At 59.1% G+C, this 22,420-nt stretch carries 18 protein-coding genes and 6 pseudogenes; 13 read left to right on the top strand and 11 right to left on the bottom strand.

The features are described 5' to 3' along the window. Positions 1–2: 2 nt before the first annotated feature. Positions 3–965 (top strand): patatin-like phospholipase family protein, encoded by a 963-nt coding sequence (locus WOC76_RS21605; protein WP_341101866.1) that lies wholly within the window; start codon positions 3–5, stop codon positions 963–965. On the opposite strand, the gene WOC76_RS21610 is transcribed toward WOC76_RS21605, so the two are convergent. From WOC76_RS21610 to tnpA (WOC76_RS21635), 6 genes and pseudogenes are all read right to left on the bottom strand, one after another. Next, positions 940–1,182 carry a hypothetical protein gene (locus tag WOC76_RS21610; protein ID WP_341101863.1) on the bottom strand — a complete coding sequence of 81 codons (243 nt, stop codon included), beginning with the start codon at positions 1,180–1,182 and terminating at the stop codon, positions 940–942. The two genes, WOC76_RS21605 and WOC76_RS21610, sit on opposite strands and share 26 nt — an antisense overlap. A 24-nt stretch (positions 1,183–1,206) precedes the next feature. After that, the gene (locus WOC76_RS21615) at positions 1,207–1,677 is read right to left on the bottom strand and encodes a plasmid pRiA4b ORF-3 family protein (RefSeq protein WP_341101861.1); all 471 of its coding nucleotides are present in this window, start codon (positions 1,675–1,677) and stop codon (positions 1,207–1,209) included. Between the two features lie 35 nt (positions 1,678–1,712). Then, positions 1,713–1,808, bottom strand: a pseudogene (locus WOC76_RS21620) (plasmid pRiA4b ORF-3 family protein); the annotation flags it as partial. Further along, positions 1,805–3,436 (bottom strand): annotated as a pseudogene (gene tnpC / locus WOC76_RS21625) (IS66 family transposase). The pseudogenes WOC76_RS21620 and tnpC (WOC76_RS21625), both read right to left, overlap by 4 nt. Before the next feature lie 64 nt (positions 3,437–3,500). After that, on the bottom strand, positions 3,501–3,848 hold the full coding sequence (tnpB, locus tag WOC76_RS21630; protein WP_341101858.1) for an IS66 family insertion sequence element accessory protein TnpB: 348 nt from the start codon (positions 3,846–3,848) through the stop codon (positions 3,501–3,503). Continuing rightward, entirely contained in the window at positions 3,845–4,225 is a 381-nt protein-coding gene (gene tnpA / locus WOC76_RS21635) for an IS66-like element accessory protein TnpA (protein WP_341101856.1), read from the bottom strand. The genes tnpB (WOC76_RS21630) and tnpA (WOC76_RS21635) overlap by 4 nt, the downstream gene beginning before the upstream one ends. A 305-nt stretch (positions 4,226–4,530) precedes the next feature. Between tnpA (WOC76_RS21635) and WOC76_RS21640 the strand changes: the two genes are divergently transcribed. The 5 genes and pseudogenes from WOC76_RS21640 (at position 4,531) to tnpA (WOC76_RS24425) (ending at position 8,622) form a co-directional block, all read left to right on the top strand. Further along, positions 4,531–5,022, top strand: a complete 492-nt coding sequence (locus WOC76_RS21640; protein ID WP_341101855.1) for a MarR family winged helix-turn-helix transcriptional regulator — start codon at positions 4,531–4,533, stop codon at positions 5,020–5,022. 171 nt (positions 5,023–5,193) lie between these two features. Beyond that, complete coding sequence (locus WOC76_RS21645; protein ID WP_341101731.1) at positions 5,194–6,054, top strand: tyrosine-type recombinase/integrase; 861 nt, start codon at positions 5,194–5,196, stop codon at positions 6,052–6,054. 6 nt (positions 6,055–6,060) lie between these two features. Then, positions 6,061–7,248 carry an IS91 family transposase gene (locus tag WOC76_RS21650; protein WP_341101730.1) on the top strand — a complete coding sequence of 396 codons (1,188 nt, stop codon included), beginning with the start codon at positions 6,061–6,063 and terminating at the stop codon, positions 7,246–7,248. A 407-nt stretch (positions 7,249–7,655) separates the two neighbouring features. After that, positions 7,656–8,166: pseudogene (locus WOC76_RS21655) on the top strand (helix-turn-helix domain-containing protein); the annotation flags it as partial. 135 nt (positions 8,167–8,301) lie between these two features. Next, positions 8,302–8,622, top strand: a complete 321-nt coding sequence (gene tnpA / locus WOC76_RS24425; protein WP_445928483.1) for an IS66-like element accessory protein TnpA — start codon at positions 8,302–8,304, stop codon at positions 8,620–8,622. Here tnpA (WOC76_RS24425) and istA read toward each other — a convergent pair. Continuing rightward, positions 8,606–9,369, bottom strand: a pseudogene (gene istA, locus WOC76_RS21665) (IS21 family transposase); the annotation flags it as partial. The gene tnpA (WOC76_RS24425) and the pseudogene istA sit on opposite strands and share 17 nt — an antisense overlap. A 110-nt stretch (positions 9,370–9,479) precedes the next feature. Here istA and tnpA (WOC76_RS21670) point away from each other — a divergent pair. The 5 genes and pseudogenes from tnpA (WOC76_RS21670) to WOC76_RS21690 all read left to right on the top strand — a co-directional run. Then, a complete protein-coding gene (gene tnpA / locus WOC76_RS21670; RefSeq protein ID WP_341101852.1) occupies positions 9,480–9,863 on the top strand; it encodes an IS66-like element accessory protein TnpA in 384 nt (127 codons plus the stop codon). Next, the gene (tnpB, locus tag WOC76_RS21675; protein WP_341101850.1) at positions 9,860–10,207 is read left to right on the top strand and encodes an IS66 family insertion sequence element accessory protein TnpB; all 348 of its coding nucleotides are present in this window, start codon (positions 9,860–9,862) and stop codon (positions 10,205–10,207) included. Before tnpA (WOC76_RS21670) ends, tnpB (WOC76_RS21675) begins: the two co-directional genes overlap by 4 nt. 84 nt (positions 10,208–10,291) lie before the next feature. After that, positions 10,292–11,941, top strand: coding sequence for an IS66 family transposase (gene tnpC, locus WOC76_RS21680; RefSeq protein ID WP_341101848.1), 1,650 nt, complete (start codon positions 10,292–10,294; stop codon positions 11,939–11,941). A 2-nt stretch (positions 11,942–11,943) separates the two neighbouring features. Beyond that, positions 11,944–12,177: a hypothetical protein gene (locus tag WOC76_RS21685; protein ID WP_341101846.1), complete on the top strand. Its 234-nt coding sequence runs from the start codon at positions 11,944–11,946 to the stop codon at positions 12,175–12,177. Positions 12,178–12,395: 218 nt separating this feature from the next. Further along, a pseudogene (locus tag WOC76_RS21690) lies at positions 12,396–12,590 on the top strand (transposase domain-containing protein); the annotation flags it as partial. A 304-nt stretch (positions 12,591–12,894) separates the two neighbouring features. On the opposite strand, the gene WOC76_RS21695 reads toward WOC76_RS21690, so the two are convergent. From WOC76_RS21695 to WOC76_RS21710, 4 genes and pseudogenes are all read right to left on the bottom strand, one after another. Next, entirely contained in the window at positions 12,895–14,502 is a 1,608-nt protein-coding gene (locus WOC76_RS21695) for an efflux transporter outer membrane subunit (RefSeq protein WP_341101843.1), read from the bottom strand. A 92-nt stretch (positions 14,503–14,594) separates the two neighbouring features. Continuing rightward, the gene (locus WOC76_RS21700) at positions 14,595–15,803 is read right to left on the bottom strand and encodes an efflux RND transporter periplasmic adaptor subunit (protein ID WP_341387486.1); all 1,209 of its coding nucleotides are present in this window, start codon (positions 15,801–15,803) and stop codon (positions 14,595–14,597) included. After that, complete coding sequence (locus WOC76_RS21705; RefSeq protein WP_341387487.1) at positions 15,800–19,132, bottom strand: efflux RND transporter permease subunit; 3,333 nt, start codon at positions 19,130–19,132, stop codon at positions 15,800–15,802. The genes WOC76_RS21700 and WOC76_RS21705 overlap by 4 nt, the downstream gene beginning before the upstream one ends. A gap of 2,195 nt (positions 19,133–21,327) precedes the next feature. After that, positions 21,328–21,615, bottom strand: a pseudogene (locus WOC76_RS21710) (transposase); the annotation flags it as partial. A gap of 95 nt (positions 21,616–21,710) precedes the next feature. Between WOC76_RS21710 and WOC76_RS21715 the strand changes: the two are divergent. Continuing rightward, complete coding sequence (locus WOC76_RS21715; protein WP_341101831.1) at positions 21,711–22,007, top strand: hypothetical protein; 297 nt, start codon at positions 21,711–21,713, stop codon at positions 22,005–22,007. Next, positions 21,988–22,365, top strand: a complete 378-nt coding sequence (locus WOC76_RS21720; protein WP_341387488.1) for a transposase — start codon at positions 21,988–21,990, stop codon at positions 22,363–22,365. Before WOC76_RS21715 ends, WOC76_RS21720 begins: the two co-directional genes overlap by 20 nt. The last annotated feature ends 55 nt before the right edge of the window (positions 22,366–22,420 follow it).

Consider the following 22,420-nt stretch of genomic DNA (forward strand, 5'->3'; position numbering starts at 1 on the left):
GCATGGCCGGAAAAACGATGCTTAAACTACGCAGACGACGCAAAGTGGGGCTTGCGCTGAGTAGCGGCGTCGCGCGAGGGTGGGCGCATATCGGAGCAATTCGCGCCCTTGCGCGGCTCGGTGTCCCTTTCGATGTCGTTGCCGGCTGTTCCGCCGGCGCTCTCGTCGGCGGATGCTATCTCGCACGACAGCTCGATTCGTTAGAGAAGTGGGCGCTTGAGCTCAATAGACGCAGAGTAATCCGCTATCTTGATCTCAATCTTGGTTGGGGCGGCTTGATTAAGGGCGCTAAGATAGCTGGAGATCTACGACAATTGATCGGCTCCCTCCGCATTGAGGATCTTCACGCGCCGTTTGTTGCGGTTGCAACGGATCTCGTAACTGGACATGAAGTTTGGTTGCAAAAGGGCGATCTCGCAGAAGCGATCCGCGCCTCCTTTTCGATGCCCGGGATTTTTCCACCGATTGAAATCGAGAATCGTTGGCTGGCGGACGGAGCGCTGCTTGATCCTCTGCCGGTCGCCGCCTGTCGTTCGCTAGGGGCCGATCTGGTGATTGCGATCAATCTAAATACTGACATTCTTGGGAAATCGAGGAGAGCAGCTACGCCGGCGCCGGTTGCTCTGGGGTTTGATCCTGCTGGTTTGATTCAGGCGCAGGCTGATCTTTCAGCGGGTGCCTTACCCGCAAGCTTAGCCGCAAACTTCTTCGGCAAAGAAGGGCGCGTTCCAAATCTTGTGGGTGTTATAACGACTTCGTTGAGCATCATGCAGGACCGCCTGACGCGTTCGCGACTCGCCGGCGATCCACCAGATGTTCATATCACACCACGTGTAGGTCACATCGGGCTGTTTGAATTCGATCGGGCAGAGGAGGCGATTAAGGAAGGCGAGAGGGCCGTTGAACGTAGGCGACCTGAGCTGCTGGACGTACTGGAAGTTATGGGTTTTCCATCAAATCGGTAATGCAAGAGGATACCTTTAGGTCGCCAGCGATCTTGAAGACATCGCGCGATGCGTCGCTGGGATCGGCGGCGAGATTGTTCGTGTCGGTCTTGGGGCTGGCCCGCTGGCGCCTTGGCTTTTCGGCGGGGTCGCTGAACTCGGGCTTCCTATCATCTGCATCGAGGTCCGCGGGGACATCGACGCCAGTTCGGAAGGTGAGCGCCACCACGGCGCACACGAAGCCTCCGGTGAGATGCGCGGGTCAGTCGGGTGGCGGTTTTTTGGCGGTTGTCTTACGGGACCAGCGTTTGACGAGAGCGGCGACGTCGGCTTTAAGTGACTCGGGGTCGATGGCTTTTGGATTGAAGTCCTCTCCGAGCCATTCGCGGATTTCATCGTGGCGCTCGTGCGACTTGTCGCTAATCGCTTCCAGCATTTCGGCGTAGCCCCAAGGGACGCCGACGTCTTCCGGCGGACAGCGCCCGCTTGCTTCGATGAGGCGCGGATAGCGAACGCCGGGCTCGGAGTCGTGGAGGCGCTCGATTTTGATGGTGTACTCCCAGCCGTCGCCGAAGTCATAAAGGTAATGCAGCGTCTTGATGCCCGCGTCTTCCAGAATGTCGATGAGCTTCGCCTTGCGAGCGTCGAGGGGTCCGCCGGGCCAGTCGGGATCGGGCAGGCCCCATCCCGTATCGCCGGCGCGGATCTCTCGTAAAGATGGCTGTTGGTCCATCCGAGCGCCGCCTGCAAGGTCAGATGGAGGCGGTCGAGTTTTATTGAGAGCGGGACCTCGATGCGGCGCAGAACTTTTGGCTCCACGTCGTCGAGGGTGACTTTGAGGCGAACGATAGCGTTTGCGGTCATGCCGCGAGTTTACGGTCTTCCCGCGCCGCCGCCCAGCGCCATGGCAGAAGGGCGGCAAGGTCTGTAATTTTGTGATCGTTGATGCGGGCCAGCACGTCGGCGAGCCAGGCCTGCGGATCGACGCCATTGAGCTTTGCTGTCGCAATCAGCGTGTAGATCGTCGCCGCCCGCTACCCGCCGCGGTCCGAGCCCGCAAAGAGCCATGATCGCCGCCCGAGGGCGACGGTGCGCAGCGCCCGTTCGGCGGCATTGTTGGTGAGGCAAATGCGCCCATCGTCGAGGAAGCGCGCGAAGGCGCTCCAGCGCTTGAGCATATAGTCCATCGCTTTGGCGACTTCGGCATGGCGCGACAGACGCGCCCGCTCGCTTCGCATCCAGTCTTTAAGCGCCGCGACGAGCGGCGCCACGTGCGCCTTGCGCACGGCCAGACGCCTTTCTGCGGAAAGTCCGTTTACCTCGCGCTCAATGTCGAAGATCGCATCGATGCGCTTGATCGCCTCCAGTGCAAGCGGCGCGATCCCGCTTTGCTTGCCAAGAGCCTTGTTACGCGCGTGGCTGACGAGGTCGGCGAGTACGAAGAACTTGCGCCGCGCATGGCTCCAGCACGCAGCCTCGATGATATCGCCTGGCGACCGGCCTGCCGCGTAAAGCCGATTGAACCCCGCATAGGCGTCGGCCTGAAGAAAGCCGGCAAATTTTGAAAGATGACGCTCGGGATGTTCGGCGGTTCGATCGCGGGAGTAGAAAAAGACCGCCGCCGGCGGATCGGCGCCGCCGAAGGGCGCATCGTCGCGCACATAGGTCCACAGCCGCCCGGTGCGCGTCTTGCCCCTCGCCAGAACAGGCACGGTCGTATCATCGCCATGTGTGCGGGCGCCGGCAAAGACGTGATCGCGAATGAGGTCGTGAATCGGGCGCAGCAGCAAGGCGCAGCCGCCGACCTGATCGGCAAGCGTCGACAGGCTCAGCTCCACGCCCTCATGCGCATAGCGCACCGATTGCCGGTTGAGCGGCTGATGCTGCCCATACTTCTCGAACAGGATCATCGCCAGAAGGCTCGGGCCAGCGAAGCCGCGCGGCAGCACATGGAACGGCGCCGGCGCCTGGGCGATGGTCTCGCAGTCTCGGCAGGAGAATTTCTCGCGCACATGCTGGATCACTTTCCACTGACGCGGAATGACCTCCAGCGTCTCGGTGACATCCTCGCCCAGTTTGGACAGGCGCGTTCCGCCGCAGCAGGCGCACGAGGTCGGCCCCGGCAGCACGACGCGCTCACGCGGCAGATGCGCTGGAAACGGCTGGCGCGACGGCTTCCTTCTGGAGAAAGCGCGAACCTCCGCCGCCTGCGCCGCGGCGACGGTTCCGTCGGCGGCGAGTTCGTCGTCGGCGGCGACGGCCTCGAGCTCCTCGAGTTCAAGCTCCATTTGCTCGAAAAGCCGCGCCTTGCGCTCACTGCGCGCACCATAGAGTTCGCGACGTAGCTTCTCGATCGAGAGCTGCAAATGCGCGATCAGCGCCGCCGAATTCGACGCGCTTGCTCGTGCCTGCGCCAATTCCGCGTCTCTCACGCGCAGGAGCGCCTTCAGGCTCTCGACATCGTCAGGGAAAGAATCAGCGGCGCTCATCATTGATGATCGAATCACAAGCGCGCATAGCCGCAAGGCCGATCCACCCACATTCCTCAGAAATTATTCAGCCCGCCACCTCGGGACGCCATGTGTATTGCGGCGCGCGCCAATCGATGCCCGACAGCAGATAGCCAAGCTGCGCCGCGCTGATCGTCACGGCCCCCGTCGACGCCTGAGGCCAAAGAAAGCGACCGCGCTCCAGGCGCTTTTCAAATAGACACTGACCCTGGCCGTCATGCCAGAGAATCTTGATCAGGTCGCCACGCCGGCCCCGGAACACGAACAGATGTCCGCCGCTCGGATTGCGGCGCAAAGTCTCCCGCACGATCAGCGACAGGCTCGCATAACCCTTGCGCATGTCCGTATGGCCGGTGACGATCCAGACCCGCGCGTCAGGCGCTACCGGGATCATCGCCGCAGCGCCTTGATCACTCGCGCTAGCGCCGCGATCTCGACATCAGCGCCAACGGTGATCTTCTCGCCGCCGGGCAACGCGATCTCCATGCGCCCGGGCGCGTTTGGCGACGCGCCGAGCGCCAACGGCGGCGACGGCGAAATCGTCACCGGTAAAATCGCCGGCGGTTCGCGTGCTTCTGTCTTTGTCGCGGCGAGCTGTCGCCGCCAGGTGAAGAGCAGATTGGCGTTGAGCCCATAACGCCGCGCAACCTCCGCCACAGACCCACCCTCAGAAAAGCTCTCCGCAACGATGCGCCGCTTCTCATCCTTCTTCCAATAGCGCCGTCGGCCCGAACCGTTCGTCGAAGCGTCGCTCTCATCCCGACCCGTCATAGCGATAGTGTCCATCATCGATAATGGGCACGATCTACGCGCCACGCGCGTCACTATCCCTGAATCTTGCACCCACCCGCCAGACGGCCCTCGCCGGAAGGATACGTTGGAACCACTGTCGATATCATAGGACTCAGATCCACTTGGCCTCGGCGGAGGATTCCGATGGTTTTGGCGAAGGTGCCCATTTTTCCTCGAAACCGGGCACTCTGCTGAGACGTCGTCGTGCTGCGAGCGTTATATGTCGCATGGGTCCCCATCCGCAGCCGATTGCAAGCCCAGGCCCTTTGTGGAAAACTGTCCCAATGTCGAAGGCTGGTGGCCAGGTGAGCTTGGTGAAGCGCGAAAGAAAAAGAAAAGGAACCCTCCCCGCTCCTGGGCAGAGGCCGACGGATGCGCAGCTTGCGGCTCTTGCCGCCTTCCGCTATGCCCTAAGAAGGTTTCTTGCCTTTAGCGAGCAGGCATCTGCCGAACTCGGGCTTACAATGCAGTGGTACCAAGCGCTGTTGGTGATAAAGACGCTCAACCCAGAAGGCCATGTCAGCGTAGGCGATCTGGCCCAAGAGCTTATGATTCGTGACCATAGCGCGGCGGAACTCGTTTCGCGCCTGGTTGCAGCGAAACTTGTAAAGCGAAAAACCGATCCATCGGATCGTCGCCGGTCTTTGCTTGTCATCACTCCTTACGGAGATGAATGCTTGGTCGAACTCGCCATCGTACACCTTGAGCGGCTTCAAGAACATCGACGCGTCTTCTTAGAACTATTCGAGAACCCTGGTGATTCTGGCCCGGATTAACCAAGGCCTCCAACGTTGCGGGCCTGTTTATACCAATCGGCGCTGAGGCAGACTCACGCAGGGGATTGAACGAAGCCGCTGATCGCGGCGGGAGGGGCGAGGTCGCGTGATTGGCCTCCTGTCTGAGAGGATTTGGGCGTTGCAACCCACCCTCAGACAGGAGGTTTCCAGATGGCCGAGATCAGCCCTCTGCGTCGTCGCATGATCGAGGACATGACGGTCCGCAATCTTTCTCCGGCGACCCAGCAATCCTACATTCACGCCGTCGCGAAGTTCAGCCGGTATTTCGGGCGTTCGCCTGACCGCCTGGGCCTGGAGGACGTCCGCGCCTACCAAGTGCATTTGATCTCGAAGGGCATATCCTGGGCGTCGCTCAATCAGATCGTCTGTGCGCTGCGTTTTTTCTACGGAGTGACGCTTGGTTGCGAGACGATCCCGGAGCGGATCGCCTACGCCCGCGAGCCGCGCAAGCTCCCGTCCGTGCTGAGCGCGGACGAAGTGGTCCGCTTTCTCGAAGCCGTCTCGAGCCTCAAAGCCCGCGTCGCGCTCACCACGGCCTATGCCGCGGGACTGCGCGTGTCGGAGGTGATCGGCCTGAAGGCGGCCGACATCGACAGCGACCGCATGGTCATTCGGATCGAGCGCGGCAAGGGCGGCAAGGAGCGCTACGTCATGTTGTCCGAGCAATTGCTCGGCATCCTGCGCAGCTATTGGCGTCTGGCTCGGCCGGAGAGCTTTTTGTTTCCCGGTCGCGACAAGGATAAGCCGATCGATCAGACCGTCCTGCACGCCGCCTGCCGTTCGGCGCGTGCGGCGGCTGGTATCGACAAGAGGGTGAGCGTCCACGTCCTGCGGCACAGCTTCGCGACGCATCTCCTGGAGAGCGGCGTCGACATTCGCATCATCCAGGTGCTGCTCGGCCACGAGCATCTGTCGACGACGGCGCGCTACACGCAGGTCTCGACGCATCTGATCAGCGGGACGAAGAGCCCCTTGGACTGCCTTTCCTTGGAGGTGACGCCGCCCGAGTAACCGGGCGTGGAGAGGCCGGCGATCGAGCTCGCCGACATCCTCCGGCGCCATGGCGGCGCCTATCTTCACGATCACGCCGGCCATCTCGGCCGCTGCGAGCGCCGCGTCATGAGCGCGATCGCGACGTGCCGGACGGCGGCGCTCGGCGGCCATATGGAGCAATGCGATGATTGCGGCGCGAGACGCATCGCCTACAACTCCTGCCGCAACCGGCATTGCCCAAAATGCCAAGGCGCGGCGCGGGCCGCCTGGCTCGACGCGCGCAAGGCCGAGTTGCTGCCGGCGCCTTATTTCCACCTCGTCTTCACCCTGCCGCCGGCGGCGGCTGAGGTCGCCTTCCAGAACAAGAGGCTTCTCTACGCCACGCTGATGCGCGCCGCGGCCGAGGCGACCATGACGCTCGCCGCAAATCCGAAGCGCCTCGGCGCCAGGATTGGGCTGCTCGCGGTTCTCCACACCTGGGGCCAGACGCTCACCCATCATCCCCATGTCCATTGCGTCGTCCCCGGCGGCGGCGTCTCGCTCGACGGCGAGCGCTGGATCGTTTGCAAGCCGGGCTTCTTTCTGCCGGTGAAGGCGCTGGCGCGCTTGTTCCGCCGATTGTTCCTCGCCGCCTTGGAGGCGGCGTTCGACAAAGGCGAGCTGTGCTTTTTCGGCGAGCTGGCGCCGCTCTGCGAACCACACGCTTTCGCCGAGCGCATCGTCGCGCTGCGCAAGACAGATTGGATCGTCTACGCCAAGCCGCCTTTCGGCGGTCCCGAGCAGGTGCTCGCCTATCTCGCGCGCTATACCCACCGCGCAGCGATCGCCAATTCGAGGCTGGTCGCAGTCGGCGACGATGGCGTCGCTTTCTCTTACAAGGACTACCGCCGCCAGGGGCGCCGTCGGATCATGCGCCTCTCGCCCGACGAGTTCATTCGCCGCTTTCTGCTGCATGTGCTCCCCGACGGCTTTCACCGCATCCGCCATTATGGCCTTCTGGCCAGGGGCGACCGCGAGGAACGGCTCGCGCTCTGTCGTCGGCTCGCCGCCGCCGCCGAGGATCCGGCCGAGCCGAAGGTCCGCGCCTGCGAGCATTCATCGACCGCCGCAATTGGCGCCGCCTTCCCATGTCCTGACTGCGGCGGACGCATGCGCCGCATCGGCATCGTTCCACCCGCGAGGCCTCGCCCGTTCCGATGCGACACGTCATGAGCCCGGCCATCATCTCCGCTTGGAACCCTGCGCAACTCCCAGTTTCGCTCGTCGTACGACACGCCGACGGGACGCCGCCTCGCGCCGCGAGCGCGAAAATCTTCATCCACATGACGCCAATACCGCGACAGACGGCCACGAACTCCGGCCTGCTCGATCGCTTCCCGCCCACTCGCCGAGTTCTCGTCCCCCGCCACAAGCGCCGGCGCCCGCCGCGGCCCTGTGCCAAACGACGACGAGACGCGCTTTCCCCATAGTGACTAACGACCCGCGCCTTCGTTCAATCCGGCTTATGTGAGGTCCGCTCCGGGACAAGCCAAACATCGTGCCGCGGACCTCACATAACCCTCCAGATTCCCGAATCGAGCGGCTTCTGATTCGAACTGGCGAACGGGAGGAAGTTCACCATGGCGGCTGCGATCGGATTGCGGGAAGACTTTGATGCCAAGGTTCTTCGGGCTCTGGCCAAGCGCACGAAAGACGGGCCACAGGCGCGCCGGCTCTTGGCTCTGGCGGCGATTTACGACGGCGCAACGCGCAGCGAGGCTGCCAAGATCGGCGGGGTGACGCTCCAGATCATTCGCGACTGGGTTCTGCGCTTCAACGCGTTTGGCCCGGACGGTCTTGTGGACCGCAAGGCGCCGGGGCAGAGCCGTCGCGCCTCAACGCCGATCAGCGCGCCGCGCTGGCGGGCATCGTCGAAGAGGGTCCAACGCCCGCGATCCACGGCGTTGTGCGCTGGCGCATCGTCGACCTCTGCCAATGGCTGTTCGAGACGTGAGCTTATCCGTCTCTGAGACGACCGTCAGCAGGGAACTGCGCAAGATGGGTTATCGCAAGCTCTCGGCGCGTCCACGCCACCATGCACAACGCGAGGGGACGATAGAGGATTTTAAAAAAGCCTCCCGACCCGCCTGGAGGTTAGCGCTGTTCTGACCGCACCTTCAAAACTGGAGCGACAGCTGCGAGTCTGATCTCCTGCAGGAGGTAAGGCTTGTGTCCAGACTTGATCATCGGCTTGACCCTAAAGGCGAGACTGTCCAGCGCATTGAAGTGATCACCGGCGGCGGGGAACGCCGACGCCGATGGTCGGATGACGAGAAGGCGGAAGCCGTAGAGGAATCGTTGCAGCCTGGCGTGGTAGTCTCGCAGGTTGCTCGGCGGCGGGGTTTGAGCCCGCAGCAATTGTTCACCTGGCGGCGCGAAGCACGGCGAAAGGCGGCGGCTTCCGATGGGGTTGCCTTTGCGCGGGTCGTTGTTGAGCCGAGAGGGACAGCGCCGGCGGCGCTACGGTCGGAGCGCAAGGCGGTAACGGTGGGGGCGCATGTGGTCGAACTCGACGTTGATGGCGCGAGCGTCGCAATTGCTCGTTGAGATCGTCGAGGTTGCGGAATGAACCGCCAAGAAAAAAGTCTTCGCGGACATAACGGAACGGCCGCTCGACTTTTCCCTTCGTCTTGGCCCGGTAAGGCCGGCAGGCGCGGGGTTGAAAGCTGTAGTGGCGGGCGAGATCGACAAGCGCGCGATTGTAAACGACGAGCCCCCCGGCATCCTCGCCGATCACCGCGGTCTTCATGCGATCATAGAGGATGTCCCGCGGCACGCCGCCGATCGCGTCGAACGCCGCGATATGGCAGCGCAGGACGCTTTGGAGGTCCTGATGGACGACGAAGCGCGCCCAGATCGTGAAAAGCCCAGCACCATCGAGAACAGCCAGACAATCCGCTTGACGCCGGGCTCGTCCAAAAACCCGACCTCGAAGTGGGCGAAGTCGACCTGCGCTTGCTCACCGGGCGGCGTTTCGAAGCGGACTTCGAATCCTGCGGCGCGCGGCGGCCGCATCTCGCGGACGCGGTCCCTGACGACGCTGTAGCAACCGGCGTAGCCGCGCTCCTTGACCTCCCGCCACAGGCGGACGGCGGTGAGGCCGGGATAAGCGGCGAGGCGCTCCCGCAGATAAGGTTCGAAGGGGCCGACAATCCCTGGCGAGGGCGCCCGCTTCTTGTAGGCCGGAGGCTCCAGCCCTTTGGCGATGTGAGTGCGAACGGTCTTGCGGTCGATGCCGAGTTGCCGAGCGATGGCCGACACCGAAAGGCCTTGTTTGTGCAAATCCAGGACCATCGTATCGCTCCGGCGAGGGCCGCCTGGCGTTGAATGCCGGTTCCTGGATAGCTGTCTGACGATGGCGCGGTGATCGTGTCCATTTCAAATACAAGCGGACACTATCAGCGATGTCGACAGACCATCATGACGAGGATTCCGTATCACCAGAGCGCCGCCGCCGCCGATCTTGGACCCTGGAGGAGAAGCGCGGCATTGTCGGCGAATGCCTCGAGGGCGGCGCCTCGATCGCCGAGGTCGCGCGACGCCACGACCTCAACGCCAACCAGCTCTTCTCTTGGCGTCGGCAGTTTGGCGTTGAGGCGGCGGCGCCGAAGGAGCTCGCGCCGATCCTGCCCGTAACAATCTCGCGGGATGCGACGGCGGACTATTCCGATCGAGGGTCGAACGGCCAGATGGAGATTGTTCTCGCCGGGGGCGATCGGATCCTCGTGTGGGCGGACGTGGAGCCGGCGGCGCTGTCACGGGTGCTGGAGGCATTGTCGCGGCGATGATTCCGGTTCCGAGCGGCGTGAGGGTCTGGATTGCGACCGGCCATACCGACATGCGCCGCGGCATGCAGGGGCTGGCGCTGCAGGTGCAGGAGCAATTGAAGCGCGACCCGCACGCGGGCGATCTCTACATCTTCCGTGGCCGCCGTGGCGATCTCGCCAAAATTCTCTGGCATGACGGCGTCGGCCTGTCGCTTTACGCCAAGCGTCTGGATCGCGGGAAGTTCATCTGGCCGTCGGCGACGGCAGGGGCGGTTTCGATCTCGGCGGGGCAGATGGCCTATATGCTGGAAGGGATCGATTGGAGAAACCCGCAACTGACCTGGCGGCCGGAACGCGCCGGATAGAGCGCTCCCGACCGAGTAAAAAAAGCGTGGTCGCGTGCATTTTAGGGCGCTTCAAATCACGCGATTTATGATTCACTCCCTCTCATGGATGCCGCTGACGCCGAGCTTGCCCGCGAGAACGCCGCCCTGAAAGCGGCGCTGGCCGTCGCTCAGACAAAGGCCCTGGAAGTTGCGGCGGAATTGGCGGTCGCCCGCGCGAAAGCGTCGGAAGACATGGCGCTGATCGCGCAACAGAAGCTTAGGATCGCGAAACTGGAGCGCCAGATCTTCGGGCAGCGGTCTGAGCGGTCCGTGAGATTGATCGATCAACTGGCGCTCACCTTCGAGGAGTTGGAAGCTGCGGCGACGGAAGACGAGCTTGCGGCCGAAAAGGCTGTCGTCAGGACGACTGTCGCAGGATTTACGCGCAAGCGTCCGGAGCGCACTACATTCCCCGACCACCTTCCTCGCGAGCGCGTCGTGATTGAGGCGCCGACGGCATGCGAATGCTGCGGGAGCGCGCGTCTGCGCAAGCTCGGCGAGGATGTGACGCGCACATTGGAAACGACGCCCCGTCAGTGGAAGGTGATCGAGACGGTGCGGGAGAAGTTCACCTGCCGGGATTGCGAGAAGATCAGTCAGGCGCCGGCCCCATTCCACGTGATTGCGCGAGGATGGGCGGGGGCGAGCCTGCTGGCGATGATCGTGTTCGAGAAGTTTGGCCAACACCAGCCTTTGAACCGCCAGGCCGAGCGCTATGCCCTGGAAGGCGTGCCGATCGCGCTGTCGACGATGGCCGACGCGGTGGGCTCGGTCTGCACGGCCCTCGATCCTCTGCTCCGCCGTGTGGAAGCTCATGTCATGGCGGCCGAACGCCTGCATGGCGACGACACGACCGTGCCGGTTTTGGCCAAAGGCAAGACTGATACCGGGCGGTGCTGGATTTATGCTCGAGACGACAAACCGTTCGGCGGCGCCGGGCCGCCGGCGGCGATGTTCTACTATTCGCGCGATCGCCGGGGCGAACATCCACAGGCGCATCTGGCGGGATATTCCGGCATCCTGCAAGCCGACGCCTATGACGGCTACAACAGGCTCTATCTGGCGGATCGCAAGCCGGGTCCGGTCAAGGAGGCGGCGTGCTGGGTTCACGCACGGCGCCCGTTCTTCGCCATGGCGGATCTGGATGAGAACGCGCGCCGCAAAGCGGCGGGTAAAAAGGAAATCCCTTTGTCGCCGATCGCGATCGAGGTGGTGCGCCGCATCGACGTCCTTTTCGAGATCGAGCGGTCCATTAACGGTAAGAGCGCCGAAGAACGCCTGGCGGTTCGCCACACGCTGAGCCGACCGCTGGTCGATGATCTGCAGGACTATTTGCGCACGCAGGCAGCGAGGCTCTCGCGCGGGCATGATCTGGTCAAGGCGATCAATTACATGCTCAAACGTTGGGCGGCGTTCACGCTGTTCCTTGAAGATGGACGCGTGTGCATGTCCAACAATGCCGCGGAACGAGGGCTAAGGGGCATCGCGCTCGGAAGAAAATCATGGCTGTTCTGCGGGTCGGACCGCGGAGGGCAGCGGGCCGCGGCCATGTATAGTCTCGTTGTCACCGCACGGATGAATGGCGTCGATCCGCAGGCTTGGCTCGCCGACGTCCTCTCGCGCATCGCCCTCCATCCCGCACACCGCCTCGATGAACTGCTGCCCTGGAATTGGGTGGCAAAAGGTCCGGCAGCCTTCGCTCGTGTCGCCTGATAATGCACGTCAACAAGGTCTCTCACATCACGACGATCAGCCAGGTCGCCAAAGAACTTGGTGAGAACGAGGATTGGCTGTTCGACGTCGCTGCCGAGATGGAGCCCGAAGATGGTCTCATATGGGTCCACGGGATCACGTACGACGGCGTGATGGCGTTCACCGACTTCGGAATCGATAACCTGATCGAGCTGATCAAAATGTATAAGGCCGATCCGACACTCCTCAAGCGTTAAAACGCCCCGACGCCGACACCTGCGGCCTATGCCGGATGGCTACGGACCATCACGAGTTCCCCGAGTTTAATCACCAGCCCCTCCCTCCCGCCGAGGGGAGAAGCATCGGTGAGTCGGCGCGCCGCCCGGGCGTCACGAAAACTGGGGAATTTTCAAATGCCATAAGTGGGGAGAATTAATCCGCCACTGACATGTCCCAAACCCGGCACTATGATCCCGGTTCTGATGGCGGGGCCGAGAACTGGGCGATCGTCGCCTCGCACATGGAAACGTGCAAGCTCAATGGCGTTGATCCGCTCGCCTTCATGACCGACGTGCTCACCAAGATTGTCGACGCTCATCTCGCGAGCAAGCTCGACGAACTCATGCCGTGGGCCTACGCGCCACCCGTCGAAATCAAAGACGTGGCCTGAAAACAGCGGTTACACTGGGACATGAGGGATCCGTTTTGCAAGCGGTGGCTGAAACCTCCCGCCGAATATTGAGCTCCAGTTCTTGTCGATGTCGTTCCGTCAGCGGGATTAGGCATGCTCGAGCGAGCGCCGAGATGGAACGTGGGCGGGGAGTGACCTTGAAGCCAATATTTGATCGGCTCGCGTTAGCCTTGAGTCATTCAACAGGAATTCATGCATCTCCGGATCTACGACCACGCTTGGTTAAAAGCAAACACGAGCAGCAAGCTCAAGGGGTCCGAAGTCCGCCGGGCTCGATTGCATGTCATCGCGCGGGCTGGGTCAAATCGTTATTAGGGTTGTCTAGCGACACGTCGATTCCTCCAGCAGGAGCAGGCTTTTCTGCAAAATCATACTGAAGCGGACCGAACGGCTGAATTTCATCATCTGTGGGAAGCTTTCCGCGATCCCAGCCGCCGCCAAGGGCTCGGATGAGGTCGACACATGCCTTTAGCACCCTTGTCTTGACCTGCACTGAGTCTATTCTTGCCGTTAGGGTAGCGACCTGGGCGTAAATGAGATCCAGACTGGAGCCCAATCCGCCGCGAAACAAGTCCATCGTCAGCTCTTGGGTTTTCTGGGTAGCCGCGACTGTTTCGTCCAGCTTTTTTGCAGCGGCGTTTAGCCGATTCGTCAGACTCAAGCCGTTCTCGACCTCTCGAAAAGCGTTGAGCACTATCGAACGATACTTATCTTCAGTTTCTCGATAAATCGACCATGATTGCTGTAACTGAGCACGGCGAAGGCCACCCTCGAAAATAGGCAGAGAAATCGTGGATCCGTAAGACCAAAAACTATTCGCGAGCTTTATCAGATTAATCCCGTGATCCTCGAACCCCCCGTCGAGCCTAAATTCCACCCTCGGGAAAAACGCCGCTTTAGCGACACCTATTTCCCGGTTCGCGCGCGCCATTTCGCGCTCCATCGCAGAAATGTCCGGTCGACGTTCAAGTAAGGTCGACGGAAGCTTCCTCGGAATTCTCAAGGGAATAACCCTCAGACCCGGAGCAGCCTCGATCTTGAAGCTCGCCGGCGCCATATTGACTAAAACAGCAAGTGCGTGCTCCACGACCTCTCGCTCGCCTTGAACCTCCAGTTGCTTGGCTTCCGTATTAGAAAGCAACGCTTTGGCGCGGGCAACGTCGAGCTCAGAAGCGATCTTTCCCATGTATTGCTCATTAACAATCGCCAGAGATTTCTTATAGTAATCAATAGATTGCTTGTATATTCCCTGTTGGGCGTCGAGACCGCGCAGCGTGAAATAATCCGAGGCAATCTCGGCTTGGACGCTCAAGCGCGCCAGCGCATATTCAGCGGCGCGTTGTTCTGCACGATAAATCTGCGCGCGGGTCTCATTTCGAATCGCATACCAGAAATCCGGCTCCCAGGACGCAATTCCCGTGTCGTAAACAGACGGATCATGAATTGGACTATCCGGCGCGCGAAACAACGCGGCCTGTGATTGCTTGTTGTCGGAGGCTCCAAAGCCGAGCCCGAGGCGCGGATAAAGCCTTGACTGAATCCCCATCATTATGTCGCGCGCCTGCACAAATCGCTCTGCGGTCGCCTGCAAGTCGGGATTAGAGACCATGGCCTGCTGTTCGAGCCTGTCCAGGACCGGGTCGCGGAAAAGTTTCCACCAATCAGAGCGTATTTCGGCGTCGGATGGCCTCGCCTCGACAAAGGGACTCGCGCCATGCCAGGACGCGGGGACGATAAACTCAGGAGGTGTATAATTCGGCGCGAGATCAACCCCGGGCAACGCATTGCAGCTTGCCAAGGCCAGGGCTAGCAAGGGCGAGCCCTGGCGCCAGATGTTTTTAGACAAATCAGAAGGCATCCGACCTCTCTCAGGGGCGTTGTTGACGGCCATAAGATGTTTTGATCCTAACAACCCGGCTACGCGCGTTAGCATGGCTATCCGTGCGAGAAGGCTCGCCGGATGGCGCAAGAATTTCGGACGAGTCAGTTCAAATCTTCAGGGTTGATCTCATAGCCATTTGCAGGCTGCACGACGCGCACTTTATCCCCCTCGAGCAAGGCGGCGCTCGGATTGCTGACGATGTGGTCTTCTTTCGTCACACCCCCAGAAATCTCGATCCTCCCTTCTATTATTCTAACGATCTTTATGGGTTTGAAATGAACCCGATTATCTTTCGTGACTACGGCGACCTGCGCGCCATGCTCTTGAAACACGAGTGAGCTGGATGGAATTGTCAAAGTGTTCGCATCGGTCGGAAGTGTTAGCTTTACTGTCGCATAGGAACCTGGCCACAGCGCTTTGTGTTCGTTGTTAATTATGAATTCCGTGACAGCTGTGCGAGTATTGGGATCAAACCCTCCTGAGACGGTTAAAAACTCGGCTTTAAAGTGACGATTTGGGAACTGAGGCACCATGACGTCCGCAGTGAGGCCTGGCTTCAGGATATGCCCAAAGGCTTCCGGAACCGAAATAAAAAGTCGTAACTTGCGAATGTCGGCCACGGAGAACAAGTTTGTGACCGAACTCCGGTCGCTGATATTGCCCTCTTTATTAATATAATCGCCCACGTTTATGTTGCGGGCCGTCACCACGCCGTCGTAGGGCGCCACAATCGTTTTAAATTGCAGCTGCGCGTCGAAGTTGTGCACATTGTGTTCTGCCGCTTCCAAGTCGGCCTTCTCCTTTTTTTCGTTTGCCTCCTGAACGCTAATCGATTGCTCCGAAACCGCGTGGGACTTACGCAGCGCCACCCAACGCTGAGCGGTGACGACGGCAAGATTATATTTGGCGCGTTGGGCTTCGAAGGCCGCTTTTGCCTGCGAATATTGCGCGTCCAATGTGGGGGTATTAATTTCAGCGAGAACGTCGCCCTTTTTTACGTGAGCGCCGTAATCCTTATACCACATCTTTACGTATCCTGAGACCTGCGCATAGATCGGCGCCTGAAACCAGGCTTCGATGTTGCCAGGCAGGGTAATCGTCTCTCTTGGCGGCCCAGACCTTGCATACGTTACCGACACTGTCGGGACCGCGTTTTCGAGCGTCTCTTTAAAGAGCAAATCCGCCGCACGCTTTCGCGCGTAAAATTCATAGGCGATAAAAAGCGCGAAAAGCAGTAGCGCGGCTGAAAGCGCTGGCCTGGCGCGGAGCTTCGTCTTGACATTAGATATTCGCAGCAGGTCCGTGTTCATCGAAGGCTCTCAGACTTGCGAGGGTTTCGCTTATAGAGGATTGCGTAAACGCAGGGGACGAAGAATAAGGTCGCAAAGGTCGCGACGATGAGCCCGCCAATAACAGCCCGCCCGAGTGGCGCGTTTTGCGAGTTGGCCATCGACATTGGCAGCATGCCGATGACCATGGCTGAAGCGGTCATGATGACCGGACGGATACGAGCGTAGCCAGCTTCGAGCGCCGCCACCATCGCGTCGCCGTGTAATTCCAGCCGTTCGCGTGCGTAGGCCACGACAAGAATCGAATTTGCCGTGGCCGTTCCCATGCACATGATGGCTCCAGTTAGCGCCGGCACTGAGATATTCGTATGCGTCAGGAACAGCGACCAGGCGATCCCCGCCAAAGCGCCTGGCAACGCCGTAATGATGATGAAGGGGTCGAGCCACGACTGGAAATTGACCACGATGAGTAGATAGATCAGCAAAATCGACGCGACGAGACCACCTATGAGTTCGATGTAGGCGCTGTGCATGGTCTCTGCCTGGCCGCGAACCTCGACCGCCGCGCCGCGAGGCGCCTCCTTCTCCGACTCCTCCACCACCTTTTTCACATCAGATAAGACGCCGCCAAGGTCGCGCGTTTCGGCTGACACGTAAACATTGAATAGCGGCATGATGTTTGCGTGCGAGACGACGCCAGGGGTCCCTTTGAGCGATAGAGTCGCGGCGCTACCGAGCAGCTGCATCTCATTGCCCGACGGATCGAGATCTCCCTTGTCGACCGGAATTGTCAAGAGATTCTGGACCTTGGTGAGCTGATATTGCGGCGTGTACACGTTGATTTGATAGGAATTGCCGCTCTTTTGGTCCAGCCAGAACACCTGGTCGACCTGCTGGCTGCCCGAAAGCGTCATCAACAGATTGTCGGCGATATCTTTCTCCGTAAGATGAACACCTAGACCGAGGCTTCTGTTTCCCTCGACCAGCAACGTCGGGGTGCGCATGGTTTGCTGAATCACTACGTCGACTGAACCGTTGATCTTCCTGATCTTGCTCGCCAGTTTACGGGCGAACTCGTAGCTTTCGTTTGGGTCGCCGCCGTTAATCTGAACGTCTATCGGCGACGGCGAGCCGAAATTCAGAATCTTCGCGGTTAGGTCCGCGGGTTGGAATGTGAATTCTGTCCCCGGGTAGCGATCTGTCAGCCCTTTCCTGAGAATGCGCCGAAAGTCCCAAACGGGCGAGACCTCGTCTTTAAGAGCTATCGTCATATCGCAGTCCTGAGGACCGATCGTCGGCGTTGGAATGAACGCCAAATTGTGGGGTCCGACCGGAAGACCACAATTACTCACGATGTCCTCTACTTGCCCCGGCAATAGTCGCTCAATGTCGTTTGATATTAAAGAGGCGATGCGCCCGGTCACTTCGATTCGAGTGCCAAGAGGAAGCCTCACATGCATCTGCAGAGTTCCGGATTTTATTTCCGGAAAGAATTCCTGACCATTTGTGAAGAACAAGCCAATGGATAAGACCGCAAAAACAAGAAATATAGCGACGAAGCGTCCGCGTCGCTGAAGCACGTTGGCGAGGAGTTCGTTATACCGATTACGCAGCGTTTGGAAACCCTGCTCGAATCCTCGTTGGATGCGAGCAAAGATCCCTTTTCGCCCATGTGAATGCCCATGAGTTTCGAGCACGGGAACCGCAAAATGAGAAATTCCTCCTTCTCCCGCCAAAGCATCGTGCTCGGCAGACTTATTCGCGAGCTCATAGATCTCTTCCGGCGTCGGGTATTTTCGGCCCCGAAGGCCTTTCTGCGCATCCTTTTTAGCTTCGCCATGGCCATCGCCGTGCAGTGGCGGAGCGTTATGATCGACCAGAAGATACTTCGCCATGGTCGGTACCAAAGTGCGCGACAAGATAAATGACGCAATCATTGCGAACATCACGGCTTCGGCCATCGGCGTAAATAGCCAACCAGAGACGCCTGTTAATTCAAACAGCGGGAACCAGACAATGATGATGCAAACGGTCGAAACGAATGTTGGGATAACGATTTGGTTGGCGGCGTCGATGATCGCCGTTTCAAGCGGCTTCCCCATTTCCATATGAGTGTCGATGTTTTCGATCATCACGGTGGCGTCGTCCACCAGAATGCCGACAGCTAAGGCCAGACCGCCGAGTGTCATTACGTTGATCGTCTGGCCAACCCAATGCAGGCCGATGATCGCACTTAAAATCGAGAGTGGGATTGATGTGGCGATGATGACGGTTGCGCGCCAGGAGCCAAGAAATAGCAAAACCACCAGCCCGGTCAGGGCGGAAGCAAGAGCCATTTCTCGTAGAACATCCGTGATCGAGTCTTTGACGAAGACCGAAGCGTCATTGAGAAGCTCGACTTTCACCCCTGGTGGAGCGATTTCTTCGATGCGCGGGATCGCCTTCCGGATCCCATCAACGACATCGAGGGTTGAGGCCTCGCCGCTCTTCATGACGACAATCAACACCGATTGTTTGCCATCGACAAGAACGGCGTTAATTTGCGGGGGCCCGCCTAAACGAACGTCAGCGACGTCACGCATGTAGACGGTGGCGTTCCCAACGCGCTTAATTGGAATGTTGTTGAAGTCTTCAACCTGCATGGGCGTGGCGTTGGTTTGCACAAAAAAATCCGTCGCGTGAAGCTTTACGTCGCCCGCAGGAAGGACGATGCTTTGACGTCCAAGCGCATTGTGCACATCCGTAGCCGTAAGATGACGCGCAAGTAGCTTTTGCTGATCAAGTGAAACCAGAAGTTGCTTGTCCTGACCGCCGTAAGGGTGCGGCAGGATCGCTCCAGGAATCATCACGAGAAACGGTCGGATTTTATTCTTGGCCAAATTGTACAGATCCGCGGGGGTTAAGTTCTCCGCGGTAACCTTTAGCATCGCAACTGGGACCGACGAGGCTTCTAGCCTCATGACCATCGGCGGCGAGATATCAGGCGGGAGCGCCTTCGTAACTGTCTGGGAGATCGAGTCTATGTCCGCCTCAGCCGCCGCGAGATCGATCCCTGGCTGAAGGAATATTTTGGTGATGCTGCTGCCGTAATAGGATTGACTCTCAATATGCTCAATGCCCTCAACGTTCGTGGTCAGCGCGCGTTCGTAGTAATACGTAATACGACCCGATACTTCCTTTGGAAGCAGGCCGGCGTAAGACCACACGACAGCAACGACAGGGATCTTGATGTTTGGGAAGACGTCTGTAGGCGTTTTGAAAATCGCCATAACCCCAAAAATCAGGATACATATTGAGAGGACCACGAAGGTGTAGGGGCGCTTCAGGGCGAGTACTACGACACTGTTCACGTGGGATCTCCGTCGTGCGCTTCGACCGTGAGCGCTGCCAATGGTATGTTTGGATCGTGATACGACATAGCAAGGGACCTAGTCAAGTTGAAGTGCGAGCAATTATTGCGCCGCTCAAGCGCCTGAAAGCTCAGCAATGGACACGAGCCTGTCCTTGACCTCGCAGTGTTGATAAATCGACGAATTACGGAGCCCAACGCACTGGAAAGCCAGTCTACCCTCCTCCAGCCCACGTGTCTCGTTTTGCGGCAAGCGCCCAGTTCCCGTTTCTTGCGATGTATATCGCTTGACGATATACTCTGCTTGTGGCAGGATCCGCGGGTCGTTCATGAAGCTAGGAATGACAATCGGTTATCGTTCCCTTCCTTCGAAAAGCCTGCGTCCTTCTCGGACAAAACTGTGTCGGCGATAACGGCTCTGCCTGGACCCCGACGCGCGGCAAAGGCGAAAAGATCGTCGAATTCCACTCTGCAAAAGGACCTCTTGAGTTCCAGGATGATGATTCAGATGCTTACCTCGGCGAAATACCTGCGTGGCTTCTCGGAATGGGAGGTCCGTTTTGCCATCCCTTGAGAGCGAATGGACGCATGTGCGTCATAGTCTAGACGACGGCAGTCCAGCCGGGAGAGGTGAAGACGCGCAAGACGATTCCCAGATGCCTGTCAAGAAGGCTTGGGTGTGGTGTTGCTACTTCGGAGTAATGCCGCTAGAGGGGAAGGGTTCACCGACAGTCGACATTAGTCGCGCCTCTCTTGACGTTACGTGGCGTCCCATTTTTTCGGTAATGGGTGTCGTTGTCATGCTACTTTCTGTAGTGGGCTTGACCTGGCTTTTCACGGGGACCCGTTTAGCAGGTACGTCAACCACCCTTATTTCACACGACCCAACATTGCGCTCAACTCGAAACAGAGGGGACGGCCCAACCGTAGAGCTCCCAGAGGGCTCAGTCGGCAACGACCGTCACGTCAGCGCCGCAGCAGACGTTTTTAAGCTCGCTCCTCCTTCAAGCCTGCCCGCACTCTCTTCGCAGAGACCCGCGATTTTGATGGAGGCAAATCGCCCTAAAATGGGCGAGACAATTCACGTATCACACGTTGGAAAGCAGTTGAGATCCTTCTTAGAGCAAGATCATGCCAAGGAGGCCGTTTTCAATCTGACTAGGATTTCGTTCATTCCGACCAAAGCAACGCTCACGACACAGGCGCACGAAGAGTTGAAACAGATCGCACAAATCCTACGCACGTTTCCTAACGCGTACGTCGTCGTGGGCGTTTCCAGCGAGGAGGGAAGGACCAAGGCATTAAAAACGAGGATTTCTGCGCAGCGGGAACGGACCATTCGGACAGAGTTAGTACGGCTGGGTGTTGCGAGATCAGCAGTGATATTGCCCACGCGTTCTGTGTCTTCACGCTTTCAAGATAAATCCCGGCAGGTTAGTGGATACGGAAGTCATGTTTGGCTGATCGTTAAAAAGACGAGGCTGTCAACGCGGGACTTGAGCACAAGATAGATGTTCTCGTCTCCCTTCAGGAATACAATCGCTATATGGCTGAAGGTGTGTCGTATTATTGCAAGGGTTCGCCAGGAGATGAGTAACTGTTGTCTAAATAGCCCCTTGCATTGTCGATCTCTGAGCGTCCTTCCTAAAGTATTCGAACCGAGATGCGCCAAACCGGTAACGAATGTATGTTGAAACCGAGTCTCTTGCGCGGGGCCATTGTAATCAAGGACAAGTTTCCCATGAAGCTAATGGTCAAGTGAAAAATCGAAGTCGATTGAATGATTAAAGCGATACAAAAAGGCGCTCACGTTCCTCGGCTGGAAGCAACGGTTAACGTCACAGGCGTGCTTTTTAGTGCGCCTTTGATGTGCGCGAATAGAAAAGGCGAACGCTTCGTAACAGCTACTCTACGCCTGAAGGAAGGCGCTTCAATAACTTGGTGGAGAGTAGTCGTCTTTACTGAGTCGGTTCAAAACGATTTCGTAAGCATGAATATTGGCAACATCGTATCTGTTCGTGGTCGGCTGAGAGCAGAAGTTTACAAGATTAATACTCTCACGCCAAACATCGCTCTCTCGGTTGTTGCGGACTCTGTGGCATTGATAAGCGCCTCGGTCAACGACGGTGGTAAAAGAAACAATCTATGATAAATGACGTTGTTGCGAAATCGCAACAGCTTTTGGCGCATCGTTCCCTTCTCCGCCGTGCGGCGCGGCTCCAGGAAGGATGGGAAATAGCTGCCCTTACGCAGCTTGGGGATTGAAAGATCGATCCGGCCGGCGCGCGTCTCCCAGGGGCGCTCGCGATAGCCATTGCGCTTGTTCTGCCGATCGGGCGAGCGCACGCCGCAAGGGGCGCCGGTCCTCTCTTCGACCTCCAGCTCCATCAGCCGCTCGGCGGCGAAAGCCAGCATCTCTCGGATCAAATCCGCCCCGGCCCCCTTTTCGATGAGTTCGATGAGGGCCATTCTCTCGTCGGTCATTGTCGTCTCCTGCTAAGGATTTTCGATTCGCAAACCGAACCTTAGCTGAAGACCGGCAATGGCCGCCGCTGCGCCACCCGCTTCGCTACCGCGCTATGGAGAGCGCACTTGCGGGCGGCGGCGGCGACCTCACCTCAGACAGCACCTGCGGGGACATGTTCAAGCTGCGGCGATCCATGGTCGATCCAAACCGCGAACCTCTCGAAGGGGTTGTCGAAGTCGATCAGACACAAATCCCCTTTCGTGCGGACGATGCATTCTTCGACCCTGGCGCGTCCGGCAAAATTCTCATCGCAGGCGCGGTCGAAGTGATTGATCGCGACACGAACCAGGCCAACCCGCGACGCAAACACGCAAAAAGCGGGCCATGTCGTGTTGCCGTGGATTCATAGAGTCTTCGCGCTGTTGAAGCGCTGGAGCCTGGGGACGTATCACGGCCTGCGCCGAAAGCACGTCGACACTTATCTCGAAGAATTCGTCTTTCGCTATAATCGGCGCTTCTATCGACACGTATCGTTCGAAACCATTCTCGGCATCGCCTCGCATCATGAACCCGTGAGCTATTGGGACATCGCGGGACACGCCAATCCTCGAAAAGGCGAAAAGACCGTTAGGCGAGCGCCGCGCCACAGAAAGACGGCGACGGGAATGCGACGCGACGGCTCAGGCCGCGCGCAAACTGAGGACCAAAAGCATGCCACCGAGATCGGGAAGCCACTAAATATGGACGGACTTGGGACAACGGGATAAGCCACTTCCGGCCTCCTTCGCCAGGAGGCCGTTTGAATCAGACTGCCGCCGATCC

Origin of the sequence: Methylocystis sp. IM3 (assembly GCF_038070105.1) — a bacterium.
Taxonomy (GTDB): Bacteria; Pseudomonadota; Alphaproteobacteria; order Rhizobiales; family Beijerinckiaceae; genus Methylocystis.